The following is a 12811-nucleotide window of genomic DNA, read 5'->3' on the forward strand; positions in this document are numbered from 1 at the left end:
GGCACAGCAACCGTCAGGCGGCGATGATGGGCGCGTAGGTTTCGACCAGCCGGTTGGCGAACATATCGACCTTCGGGATCATCAGCTTCTGCCGGCAGACCGCGAGGTCGATGTGCTTGGGCATCACGGCCCCGAGCTTGAGGACGCGCGGCGCGACCACGTTGATGTCCCAGAGCGGAAAGCCGGTCGGCGGAATGACGAGGCTGCCGCCCGGATAGGGCGAATCGACGCGGTTCGCCAGCACCACCGCGACCCTGTTGTCCTCGGCCCTCGGGATCGCCAGCAGCTCCCGTTCGAACGGCTCGCGCAGCGAGGCCGGCCACAGGATGATGTCTGCCGCCGCGATGCCGAGGCAACGCGAGACTTCGGGGAATACCGCGTCATAGCCGGACATGACGCCGACCCGGCCGAACGGCGTCTCGAACACCGGATAGTCGTCGCCCGCCTTCGCCCATTTGCGCTCCTCGGCCGTCAGATGGGTCTTGCGATATTTCCCGATCTCCTTTCCGTCGGGTCCGATCAGGAATGTCGTCACGTACAGTCCGGCCGCGGCGCGCTCCACCGTGGGCAGCGCGATCAGGCAATGATAACGGGACGCGATGGCGGCGGTCCTGGCCAGCAGCGAGGTCGTCTGATCGGCCAGCGCCGCGGCCTCCGCGGCGTTCGGGATGGCGGATGGGCAGAACGCATATTCCGGCAGGGTGAGCACCTTGATGCCGAGCTTGGCGGCGTGATCGACCATGTCGAACACGTCCGCGGCCGGGGTGTCCTTGGTCACGTGCATCTGCACGGCCGCGACCTTGGCAACGGATTTCGCCGGGATCAGCGGCTGCTCCGCGAGGCGATAGACCGGCGTCTTCTCGTACGGCAACGCCATCAGGCCATAGGTCTCGGGACGGCGGTCGGCGATCTTGTCGTTCGCCGCATAGATCGACTTGTCGTGCGCGGCATCGAGATCGACGTCGGCAATGGCCATGCCGTGCGTATCGTACGGCACCTTTGAGAGCACGCGTCCCTTGGGATCGACGATCATGCTGCCGCCTGGATAATAGATCGAGCGCTCATAGCCGGCCTTGGTCGCGGCCACCAGCCACAGGCCGTTCTCGTAAGCGCGGGCCGGGCCCCACATGTCCGCCTGGTCCATGGCGAAGAAATTCGCCATGTCGACGATCACCTCGGCTCCCTGCATCGCCATCGCGCGGAAGATTTCGGGAATGCGGCCGTCGAAGCAGATCAGCAGCCCGATCTTGCCGAGGTCCGTCTCGACCACCGGGCAGCCGCGCTCGCCGAACGCAAACCAGTTCTGATCGTGGGTCGCGAGGAACTGCTTGTGATAGTGGCAGACGGTCTCGCCGTTGCGGCCGAACATGATGCCGGTGTTGAAGATCTTCTCCTTGTCCGGGTCCCATTCGGTGACGCCGCTGGCAATGTAGATGCGGTGCTTCCTGGCCAGCGCCGACAGTGCCGTCACGAACGGGCCGTCTGGAATCGTTTCGGCGAGCTCACGGCAGTGCTCGGCGGAATCGAAGAGATAGCCGGTGTCCATGCACTCGGGGAACACCACCAGCTCGGCCCCTTGCCTCACCGCATCCTCGACATATTGCGTGGCGAGCGCGATGTTGTGGTCGAAGTCTCCCAGACGGGCAAGCGTCTGGACGGCGGCAGCGCGAAAACGGCGCTTCGTCATGTTGGTCTCCATCTTCGAAGGTTGATCGAACTAGTCTCGCTTGACCTCGCGCCAGAAGCGGTCGAGGCAATGGCGTTTCAGCGTGATGAACCCCTCGCCGGTCGTGACGTCGAGGTCGCGCGGCCAGGGCAGATCGACCGGAACGATCTCCGCCACCCGCGTCGGCCGGCGCGTCAGCAGCACGACCTGGTCGGCGAGCTGGATGGCCTCTTCGAGATCGTGCGACACCAGCAGCATCGTGGTCTTCAGCTTCATGAAGATGTGCTGGAGCCGTTCGCGCATGAACAGCGTCATCTCGTAGTCCAGCGCTGAGAAGGGCTCGTCGAGGAACAGCACTTCGGGCTCGGTCACGAGCGCGCGAAGGATCGAAACCGTCTGCTGCTGGCCTCCCGACAGCGTGTAAGGATAGGCATTGAGGTCGAACGGCACGTCGAAATCCGCGAGCAGCTTTTCGACGCGTCGGCGCCTCTCCTTGCGATCCACGCCGATCACTTTCAGCGGATAGTGAATGTTGTCGATCGCGCGCATCCAGGGGAACAGCGCTTCCCTGTAGTTCTGGAACACGTACGAGATCCTCGTGTCCCGAATGGTCTGGCCGTCATAGAGCACCTCACCCGCATCCATCGGCATCAGGCCGGAGATCATGTTGATGAACGTGCTCTTGCCGCAACCGTTCGGGCCGAAGACCGAGATGAACTTTCCCATCGGCAGGTCGATCGAGAAGTCGTCATAGATCGTCGTGCCCTGGAATTTCTTGCTGAGCCCACGCACCGTGACGTAGGCCTGCCGCGGCTTGAGCGACGGAACAGGTGACGGGCTTTCAGCGGCAGCCCGATCGACGCTCCGGATCGCAGTCACGTTCCCCATCGGATGATCCACTCAGTTTCCGAGATCGGACTTGGCGAGAAGCTTGTCCTTCACGTTGATCGGGCCTGCCACCACGCCCTCCTTGATGAAGACATCGACCAGCGCCTGGTACGACTTCAGGTCGGTTTCGTTGAGGTCCTTGAAGCCGCGCAGATAGGGCTGCGCCAGGAGCTCCAGCTGGTCTTCCTTGATCGGCGTGTACCTGGTGAGGATCGGCTTGTATTTCTTGAAATCGGCGTTCACGAGATCGGTCGCCTCGTCGATCACCGCGACGACCTTGCGCGCAACCTCGGGCCGCTCTTTCAGGAACTTCGTGGTCATCAGAGAGGCGCCGGAATAGAAGGGATCGGCAATGACATGCGCAACCGGATTGGTCATCGCGCGGACCGCCTTGCCCGAGGCGACGGCGATCGATCCGACCGGCTCCAGCGACAGCGTCGCATCGACCGTGCCGCCGACCACGGCGGGGACCTGCATCGCGACCGCGAGGTCGACCAGCTTGACGTCGGTATCGGGATCGAGCCCCGCCGAACGGACCATGTGGCGGGAGATGGTTCGCCACTGAATGCCCGGGACATGACCGAGCGACTTGCCCTTCAGATCGGCGAAGCTCTTGATCGGGCTGTCCGGCTTGACGATCAGACCGTCATTGATGCGATCGACCGCGATGCCCCCACCCTGCAAGCCGAACACCTTCAGCTTGCCGGGAAACTTGGCTTCCGCAATCATCGCGATGCCGGCCGCCGCGCCCGGAGGACCGAAATCGGCGCGCTCGGCGATCAGGGCGTCGATGATCTGGTTCGGCGCTTCCATCTTGGTGGAAACGATCTCGATGCAGGCCTTTTCGAACAGCTTCTCTTCGAGAGCGACATAATAGCCCGTGGTCTGCATGATCGGCAGCCAGACCGCCGTCACCTTCTCGGTCTTGTCGCAGGCCGCATTCGCGACGCCCGCGCCAAGCAGGAACGTGGACGTCGCGAGCGCCGCAAGGAATCTATTCGTCTGCATGATGGCCTCTTCGTTTTGGATTGGCTGACTATCTGCCGGACCAGTGAATGAACGAGCGTTCGATCATCAGGAGCAAGAGGTTGAGCCCGTATCCCATCGCGCCGGCGATCAGGATGGAGCCGTACATGTCGGTGAGCGAGTACGAGATCTGCGCGTCGATGATGCGGTGACCGATGCCGTCGGTCGCACCGATGAACATCTCCGCGACGATGATCACGACCAGCGCGAGCGATACCGCGGTGCGCAGGCCGACGAAGGTTTGCGGCAGGGTCTCGTAGAAGATGACATCCTTGAAGATACGCAGCGACGAGGCGCCCATCGAGCGGGCTGCGAGGATGCGGGTCTGGCGCGCATTCATCACGCCGTAGGCGACGTTGAACACGATGACGAGCCAGGCGGCGAAGGCAGCGACCGCAATCTTGGCGAAGTCGCCGAGGCCGAACAGCAGCAGGAAGAGCGGAAACAATGCGGTCGCCGGTGTCGAGCGGAAGAAGTCGACCAGGAATTCGACCGAGCGATAGATCGCGGCCCTGGCGCCGAGCACGATCCCGATCGGGACGCCTGCGACCACGGCGATCAAGGTCGAATAGCCGACGCGCGCGATGGTGTGGACGAAATCGCCGGTCATCTTGCCGGCCGCGATGCTGGCCGCGGTGTCGCGCAGCGTGTCGATCGGCGACGGTAGCAGATCCTTGTTGACCAGCTGTCCCTTGAACGCGATCCACCACAGCGCGAACAGCAGCAACGGCCCGATCGCGAGTTCGATGGCGCGCCTCACCTTTGGATTCGAGATCGCCTCACTGATCGTTTGCATCGGTATCCCCGTGGACTCTGCGGCTCTGCGCACTTCCGCCGCGAGCACGAGAAGTGTTGGCCTCAGCGACGCGAAAGAAAATGGCGAGATGTGCAATCAACCGTGCAGGAATGCATATTGAAATCAATCTTTTCGGTGATTGATTTGCAGGCTTGCAGTGCCTGTTGCGTAGGCAAACTCCTGCTTTTCGCCCATGAGAGCGGCAGCGGGACGTCGGATGGCAGCGGCCTACCGTCGGCCGATGCTGCGATCGGACAGCGTGCCGGCTTCATGTCGTCCAGCCGCCGGAGCCTCAGGTCGTCCGCGCACCCTCCTCATCCCGCCCGAACCGCTCCACCAGAAAATCGATGAACAGCCGCACCTTCACCGACAGATGCCGCGTCGGCGGGTAGACCGCATAAAGCGCAAGCGGCGGCGCCGCATAGTCGTCCAGCACCGTCCGCAGCGCGCCCTTCCGCAAAGCCTCGGCAGCGATGAACTCCGGCAGCAGCGCCAGCCCCCTGCCCTTGATCGCGACGTCGCGCAGCACCTCGGCATTGTTGACGCAGAGTGACCAGGCCGGCTGGATCCAGTGATCGCCGTTCGCGCCCGTCAGCTTCCACTGGTTGCCGGTGAGCAGGAAGCCATAGGTGAGCGCGGCATGCTCGCGCAGATCCTGCGGATGCTTTGGCGTGCCGTGACGCGCGAGGTAATCCGGCGAAGCGCAGATCATGCGCGCCACCGGCGTGATTTTTCGCGCGATCAGGCTCGACGATTCCAATTCGGCGATCCGCAAGGTCACGTCGAAACCGTCCTGCACGGGATCGAGCAGATCGTCGCTGAGCACGATCTGGAGCTGGAGCTCCGGATATCGCGCCATGAAATCGGCGAGCACCGGCCCGAGCCGCATCGTGCCGAACGACATCGGTGCGTTGACACGGAGCAGGCCCCGCGGCGCCGACTGCGCCTGCGTCACCGCCTGGTCGGCCGCCTCGACCTCCGAGAGGATGACGAGCGCGCGTTCGAAATAGCGCTGGCCGTTCTCGGTCGGGCTTGCGTGCCGCGTGGTCCGGATCAACAGCTGGACACCGAGGCTCTCCTCGAGGTCGGCGATGTATTTGCTGATTGCCGAGCGCGACAGCCGCAGCTGCCGCCCGGCTTCGGCAAAGCTGCCGCTTTCGACCACCTTCACGAAGGCCCGGAGGCTGCCGAGCTTATCCAAGGATGGCCTCCGGCGATTGTTTCCAAATCGTAGACATAGCCGTCATATTTGCACGGATTGTCTCCAATCCAAAGCGGAACAATATTTCCGACCAGAGAGCAAGAGGCTCCCCGAATTGGAGGACGACAATGTCTGGACTGCACCACGTGACCGCGATTGCCGGCGACCCCATCCGCAATTTCGGCTTCTACACCCGGGATATCGGGCTGCGCTTCGTCAAGAAGACGGTCAATTTCGACGATCCCGGCACCTATCACTTCTACTATGGCGACGAGACCGGCCGCCCCGGCACCATCCTGACCTTCTTCCCCTGGGCCGGAGTTCCGGCCGGGCGCCGCGGCGTCGGCGAAACCCATCAGACCGCGTTCCGCGTCCCGCAGCGCTCGCTCGGCTACTGGACCCAGCGCTTCACCGAGAAGGGTATCGCCTACGAGGCGCTCGAGAAGCGCTTCGGCGAGTCCGTGCTGCCGTTCACCGATTCTGACGGCATGGCGCTCGCGCTGGTTGGCGTTCCCGGCGCCGAGAACGAGCCCAGCTGGAGCAACGGCGACGTGCCGGCCGAGCATGCGATCCGCGGCTTCCATGGCGTGACGCTGCTGCTCGACAGCGCGGCCAAGACCGCCGCCGTCCTCACCGACGTGTTCGGCTTCAAGGAGACGGGGCGCGAAGGTTCGGTGATCCGCCTCAAGGCGCCTGGTGATGCCGAGGGCAGCGTCGTCGACATCTACGAGGCCAAGGGCTTTCTGCGGGGACATCAGGGCGGCGGTTCGGTGCACCACATCGCCTTCCGCGCGGCCGACGACGCTGAGCAGGGCCAGATGGCGCAGAAGCTCGTGAGCAATCACGGCCTGCATCCGACCGAGCAGAGGGACCGCAATTACTTCCGCTCGATCTATTTCCGCGAGCCCGGCGGCGTGCTGTTCGAGATCGCAACCGACATCCCCGGCTTCGCCGTCGATGAACCCGTCGCGACCCTTGGCCGCGACCTGAAACTGCCCGCTTTCCTCGAGCAGCACCGCAGGCAGATCGAGGACGTTCTGCCGAGGTTGGAAGAGACCGCGTCATGACCGACAATAGCTTCATCCATCGCTACGAACCCGCGACCAGCGCGGGCTCCCCTCCGCTCCTGCTGCTGCACGGCACCGGCGGCGACGAGAACGATCTGCTCGGGCTCGGCAGGATGATCTCGCCGGGGTCCGCCCTGCTCTCGCCGCGCGGCCGCGTGCTCGAGCACGGCATGCCGCGCTTCTTCCGTCGCCTCGCCGAAGGCGTGTTCGACGAGGACGACGTGCGCCGCCGCGCGCGAGAGCTCGGCGAGTTCGTCAACGAGGCGCGGACGCAATACGGCATCGCCGCACCGGTCGCGGTCGGCTTCTCCAACGGCGCCAACATCGCCGCTGCGTTGCTCCTGCTGAAGCCGGATGTGCTTGCCGGCGCGATCCTCCTGCGCGCCATGGTGCCGCTGTCGGATCCGCCGAAGGCTGAGCTCAGCGGCAAGCCCGTCCTGCTGTTGTCGGGGCAGGCCGACCCGATCGTGCCGGCGAGCAATTCTACGAAGCTTGCGGCTCTGCTCTCGCAAGCCGGCGCGAGCGTGACCCACAGGGGCCTGCCGGCGGGCCATCAATTGTCGCAAGCCGACGTGATGCTCGCCCGCGACTGGATCGGCAACATCGCCGCGGAAGCCGCATGAGAAGAGCGGCGCATCGTTTCGAGGACGGTGCGCCGCTCGCCTTTCGAACCGCCAGCGCAAATGACAATGGAACGATACAGCCCCACGATCGTGCGGCAGCGGAGTATGCCGCGATAGGCCAGAAGCCGACCCTACATCATCTTTCAATGCTTGGAGTGTGCAACACTTGGCGGTCGCCTGCACACTGGCTCATGGAGCGTCCTTCGGCAGCTCCTTCTGCGCAACGATCCGCACCGGCGGAAAAGTGACGCAATCGATCACGTCGAAAGCAACTTCGATCCGTCGGTTGAATGACTGCGCAAAGGCGATGGCACTGGGGTCACGAGCGGCTCTCCAAGCGGACGCGGCCCTGCGACCGCTCTATCGGCGATAACCGACATCACAACGACATCATCGTGCTTCGGTTTGGGGAACTACCTTGTCTATTTGTTTCGTTTCAGATCGCGGGATTGTTCAAAATCCCACCAGGTCAATGGTTGGCGAGCGTCTCTTCGCCTGCGAGACTGGATCCGTCGAGACGCAACGAGCTTGTGACCCCCAGTGCAGAAGTCAGCACGGCTCAAAAGTGGCAACTACGTGCCCGCTACGGAGAAGTTGGCGCGTTTTGCCGTCTGAGCGGCGCCGCTCTTGTCGCGGGCGCGCCTCGGACTGCGAGCGCGTTATTTACCAAGTGAGGCGGAAGCCGCCAGTGCCCTTGTAGTTGCGGTTGTCCGAGCTGTTGTCGAGGCTCGCATTGTAGGAAACCTCGCCGAAGATAGCGTAGCGCCCGTTGGCCCAGCTGTAGGTGCCGCCGCCGCCGATGCTGGCCCACAGCCGATCCTGCGCATTGGCAAAGCCGGTGCCCGCGACATCGACCTTGGTGCCGTTGAGGAATTCGTAGCGCAGATTTGCGATGCCGTAGACGTCGGATCGCACGATGCCCGTGCCGTCGTTCCAGGTCTTCTGATGGTCGAGCGCAAGCCCGGCGCGGCCGAGCAGGCTGTCGCCATCGCGCAACGACACCGGCGCACCGAACCGGTCGACAAAATTGTCGAAAGCGACTTTCGCATAGGAAAGCTGCGCCTGCGGCGTCAGTGACCAGCCGTTGCCCAGGCCGATGCGCTTGCCGGTTTCGGCACTGAATGCGTATCCGACGCCTTCATTGCCGTGGGTCATGCTGCCAGCCAACGCGGACGACAGGTCGCTGCGGTAGAACATCGACTGCACCTGACCGTCGACATAGAAGCCGTTGTCGCCATACCAGGTCAGCGTGGCGCCGACGCCCGTTCCCTCGACGCGGATACGACCATTGCCGTAGAACGAGGCGACATCGGCGGTCGTCAGGCCGTATTGCGCGGTGAGGCCGACGATCAGCCGGCCTCGCTCGTTCTCCAGTGCGAGACCATCGAGGCCCGTCTGCACCTTCAACTGGTCCGCCTTGGTGGTCGAGCCGGTGGTGTTGGAGGGCTGCAGATCGGAATGCCCGCCCTCGATGCGGCCCCAGAACGCCGTGGGCGTCGGCGACGCCACGCCTGGCACCGGCAGCACCGAACCCGCGCGCGCCATCGCATCGCTGCCGCCCCAATAGCGATTGCCGGCACGCTGCTGCAGCGTCGGCAGATCGTTCATGCCGAGCAGCACCTGCGCGTAGTTCTCGTAGAGCGGAACGCCGGGTTGGTAGAGCGGACCGGAAGGTGCCGAGACCGGCGGATTGATCAGGCTCGAGCGCAGATACCAATCGCCGTCACCGGGAGTGGCGATGCCGTTCTTCTGCAACGTGTAGGCATAGGCGCCGCCGACCACCGCCTGCTCGCCGTGAAGCACGTAGTTGCCCAGAAGCGAGAAGCTGCCGTTGGACGCGCCGACGACGTCGACCACCTTGATGCCTTCGACGGTCTGCGCGCCGGAGCCGCCCACATTGGTGACGCGCAGCGACGATGCGCCCGACGTGCTTCCCTGCACCCGCAACAGGTCAGTCGGCGAACTGTCGCCGCCGAGCCGGGTGTTGAGCTGCACGGTGCCGCCATTGCCGACATAATTGCCTGTCACGGTCAGCGTGGTGCCGGGCGCGCCGCCGAGGCTGACTATTCCGGCGTTGTCCAGCGAGGCGAGCGTCTGGTTGAAGCCGGCAAGATCGAGCGTGCCGCCGGAGGCCACCGTAAAGGCCGAGGCCGCGCTGAGCGTGTTTGCGGCCGCGGCGCGGAGAATTCCGGCGTTTACATTGGTCGCACCGTTGTAGGTATTGGCACCCGCCAGCGTCTGGGTGCCGCCAGTGAGCGTCAGCCCGCCCGTGCCACCGATCACGCCGGCGAACACATCGTTCGCGTTGGTGATCGTCAGGCTCTTCGCGCCGAGCACGACAGTCCCGGTTCCTGCGAGGCTTTGAATGTTGGTGCCGGCAGCAGTGATGCCCGAGATGTTGAAAGTTCCGTTTGCGACGACCCGGCTTGACGCGGCAACTGAGCCACTACTGGCGAGGGCCAGCGTGCCGGCCTGGATCACCGTAGCACCGGTATAGGTATTGGATGCGCGGAGATTGAGGGTGCCCGCGCCAATCTTGGTCAATCCGCCAACGCCGGAAAAGCCGTTGTTCGCGCTCACGGTAAAGGCCTGGGTGTCGACGGTCAGGCCACCCGCGGCAATATTGAGAACTCCCGACGAAAATCCTGAGATGAAGCCGACGCTGTTTATTCGGGCGCGCAGGATGGCATTGTCGAAATTGATTTGGGCGACTCCCCCCGCACCGGGGCGGGACAGGGTGGTCGTCTCGAGCGTGCTGCCGCCACTTATATTGAGTGTGCCCGTGCCGGTGGCGAAGCTTCCGAGTAGAACCCCTGCTTGGGCGACGACCTTGGCGCCGTTCTGAATGTTGAGTGTCCCATTGCCACTGGCGCCGATTTCGATCTGAGTGCCGGATGTCGTCCATTGCGATCCGGCCCCGCTGACGGTGACGGTGCCGTTGCTTCCGCCTGCGACTCCAATCGCAATCGTCGCGGCATTGCTCGTCAGCGTGCTGCCGTTCTGAATTGTCAGGTTGCCGAACGACCCGGTCGTATTGCCGACGGTCAGTTGCCCTGTCGCGCCCGTAGCAGCACCGCCTACGCCGAGGATGGTCGGATTGGGCGATGTCGTGTTGATGTTGACGACGTTGCCCGCGATTGGCACCGCACCACCGGACCAGTTGCTCCCGACCATCCAGTCGTTGCTTGTCGTTCCGGTCCAGCTTTGGGCCGAAGCCGACCGTGGGGACAACGCGATCAGCGCCGTCGCTGCCGCGCTCGCCAGCAGCAAGCGAAGCATTCGCGTCCGGATATTGCTGGATGGAGAGCGCTGCGTCCGATTCGGACTCCTCTGCAGCGAATCATCGTGGTGTCGCCCGACCGTCGCAGCAGCCCCGATGCATTCGCGCATGCGTCATTCCAATTGCGTCCACACCATTCGAGGGTGCGGATTTTCTTGTCGTGGTCCAGGAAGTACAACCACAACGCTAGGCGAGCAGAAACAATCAGACAACAATCGAAACCCGTTTCTGCAAAGAAACGCACGGCGGTGTGCCGTTTGCGCAACGAAAGACGCTTAACAAGATCTTTCGAGAGCGGATCCGGCTATCCACCTCCCGGCATTGGCCACACGAGGCCCTTGATGCGCTCTATTGGCCCTTCTCGGAAGTCCGACAACGTCCGCTTTCGCGCCGCTGTTGGAGGACAAGCGGACATTGCGCGCGCCTACTCTTGGCTGCAGATTTTATGAGTACGCACACTAGCTCGGTCTCCTTGCCCGACGGGCTTCCGAACCGTGAGGCCGCGCTGATGATCGGTTGCCGCTGTTTTGCCCGACGGATCAACCCACGGCGCACCCGTCTCGACCATGAGCTGCGCCAGGCGCAAGCCATTGAAATGACTGCGCCCGGCTACTGTGCATGGGGTTGTTTTTCAACTTTTTGCTTTGGATAGGCAGGAAAATTTGGCCTCTCCCGACGGGGAGAGGCCAAGATTTGAAGCGACAGGCTCGACGCGATCGCGCGATCCTACTCCCAATGCCAGGTCGAGAAATCGTTCTCGAACTGCGGGACTTCCTTCCAGACGCCCTTCAGCTTCTTGTTGATGACGGTCGGCCATTGCGGCTGGAACAGGTACGCGGAGACGGCATCGGTGGCCAGCATGCGCTGGGCATCGCCGAGCAGCTTGGCGCGGGCGGCTTCATCCGGCGTCGACACGATATGCTTGTAGAGCGCGTTGAAGGCCTCGTTGTTGTAGCCGAGATAGTAGTCCGGCTCGGTGATCTTGACGAGATCGAACGGCTCGACATGGCTGACGATGGTGAGGTCGAAATTATGCGGACCGTTGGGCGCGAACACCTGCGACAGCCACTGCGCCCATTCGACGTTCTCGATCTTGGCGACGATGCCGACCTTGGCGAGCTGGGCCGCGACGATCTCGCCGCCCTGCCGCGCATAGGGCGGCGGCGGCAGCTTCAGTGACAGCTCCACCGGCGCGGTGACGCCGGCTTCAGCGAGCAGCTTCTTGGCCTTCTCGGGGTCGTAAGGGTTGACGCCCGTGGTGTCGACATAGCCGAGCGATCCGGGCGTGTAGAAGCTGCCGATCGGCGTGCCGAAGCCCTCGACGGCGCCGTCGATCAAGGCCTTGCGATCGATCGCAGCGAGAATGGCGCGGCGAACGCGGACGTCATCGAGCGGCTTCTTGCGGTGGTTGATCGCAACGATGGTCTTGGCCCTGGAACCGCCAATCAGCACCGTGAAACGCGGGTCAGCCTTGAACTGGGCAACGACGCGGGTCGCGATGCGCGGAAATGCGTCGACGTCGTTCGAGAGCAGCGCCGCGGCCTGAGCCGCCGGATCGGAGATGAAGCGGATCGTCACCTTCGAAAGCTTGATCGCCGAGGCGTTGCGGTAGTCGGCCCATTTGTTGAGCGTGATCGAGGAGCCCTTGGCCCATGCGCCCAGCTGATAGGGACCGGTCCCGACCGGCTGCGTGACGTTGGTCGCCGCGCTCTTGGGCTCGACGATCGAGCCGCTCGCCTGCCCGAGCAGGAACGGCAGGTTCGGCTCGGAATATTTCACGGAGATCACGACGGTGTCGGCGTCGGGCGTCTCGACCATCTCGAAAGCCTGGAACAGGCTCTTGTCCTTGTTGGTGCTGGTCGCCGCCGCGTTGCGCTCGAACGAGAACTTCACCGCCGCGGAGTTGAACGGCTCGCCGTTTTGGAACTTGACGCCCTTGCGGAGCTTGAACGTGTAGGTCTTCAGATCGGGCGAGGCGGTCCAGCTCTCCGCCAGCAGCGGCGAGACCGAGCCATCCTCGTTGATCTTGGTGAGCGTCTCATAGATGTTGTAGAGCGTGACCTCGGCGATCGCGGCAGCCGCGGCATTGGTGGGGTCGAGCCCCGGCGGCTCCAGCGTCATCCCCATGACGACGCTGTCCTTCTTGCTCTGCGCCAGCACCGGCAGCGGAGCCGCGACGAGCGCGGCGGCAAAGGCGACGATCGACAATTTCCTCAACATGCGTAACTCCCCGGCCTGTTCATTCTCGAGCTTAACGCCAATCC

9 protein-coding genes are annotated in these 12811 nt (G+C 63.6%); 2 read left to right on the top strand and 7 right to left on the bottom strand.

Annotation, left to right across the window (positions count from 1 at the left end; all coding sequences use genetic code 11):
• Positions 1-13 precede the first annotated feature (13 nt).
• The 5 genes from TSA1_RS19535 to TSA1_RS19555 all read right to left on the bottom strand — a co-directional run bounded on the left by TSA1_RS19535 (position 14) and on the right by TSA1_RS19555 (position 5577).
• Entirely contained in the window at positions 14-1687 is a 1674-nt protein-coding gene (locus TSA1_RS19535; RefSeq protein WP_100181219.1) for a carbon-nitrogen hydrolase family protein, read from the bottom strand.
• A gap of 30 nt (positions 1688-1717) precedes the next feature.
• The gene (locus tag TSA1_RS19540; RefSeq protein ID WP_100181220.1) at positions 1718-2554 is read right to left on the bottom strand and encodes an ABC transporter ATP-binding protein; all 837 of its coding nucleotides are present in this window, start codon (positions 2552-2554) and stop codon (positions 1718-1720) included.
• Positions 2555-2566: 12 nt separating this feature from the next.
• On the bottom strand, positions 2567-3562 hold the full coding sequence (locus TSA1_RS19545) for an ABC transporter substrate-binding protein (protein ID WP_100177781.1): 996 nt from the start codon (positions 3560-3562) through the stop codon (positions 2567-2569).
• A gap of 28 nt (positions 3563-3590) precedes the next feature.
• A complete protein-coding gene (locus tag TSA1_RS19550; RefSeq protein WP_100177782.1) occupies positions 3591-4376 on the bottom strand; it encodes an ABC transporter permease in 786 nt (261 codons plus the stop codon).
• A 292-nt stretch (positions 4377-4668) separates the two neighbouring features.
• On the bottom strand, positions 4669-5577 hold the full coding sequence (locus tag TSA1_RS19555; RefSeq protein ID WP_174718981.1) for a LysR family transcriptional regulator: 909 nt from the start codon (positions 5575-5577) through the stop codon (positions 4669-4671).
• A gap of 128 nt (positions 5578-5705) precedes the next feature.
• Here TSA1_RS19555 and TSA1_RS19560 point away from each other — a divergent pair, with 128 nt between their 5' ends.
• Both TSA1_RS19560 and TSA1_RS19565 read left to right on the top strand, forming a co-directional pair.
• Complete coding sequence (locus TSA1_RS19560) at positions 5706-6644, top strand: ring-cleaving dioxygenase (protein WP_100177783.1); 939 nt, start codon at positions 5706-5708, stop codon at positions 6642-6644.
• Positions 6641-7267: an alpha/beta hydrolase gene (locus tag TSA1_RS19565; RefSeq protein ID WP_100177784.1), complete on the top strand. Its 627-nt coding sequence runs from the start codon at positions 6641-6643 to the stop codon at positions 7265-7267. The genes TSA1_RS19560 and TSA1_RS19565 overlap by 4 nt, the downstream gene beginning before the upstream one ends.
• Positions 7268-7930: 663 nt before the next feature.
• On the opposite strand, the gene TSA1_RS19575 is transcribed toward TSA1_RS19565, so the two are convergent.
• A complete protein-coding gene (locus TSA1_RS19575) occupies positions 7931-10546 on the bottom strand; it encodes an autotransporter family protein (RefSeq protein WP_161497248.1) in 2616 nt (871 codons plus the stop codon).
• A 727-nt stretch (positions 10547-11273) separates the two neighbouring features.
• Positions 11274-12767, bottom strand: a complete 1494-nt coding sequence (locus tag TSA1_RS19580) for an ABC transporter substrate-binding protein (protein WP_100177786.1) — start codon at positions 12765-12767, stop codon at positions 11274-11276.
• Positions 12768-12811: the final 44 nt, after the last annotated feature.

This window comes from Bradyrhizobium nitroreducens, assembly GCF_002776695.1.
Taxonomy (GTDB): domain Bacteria; phylum Pseudomonadota; class Alphaproteobacteria; order Rhizobiales; family Xanthobacteraceae; genus Bradyrhizobium; species Bradyrhizobium nitroreducens.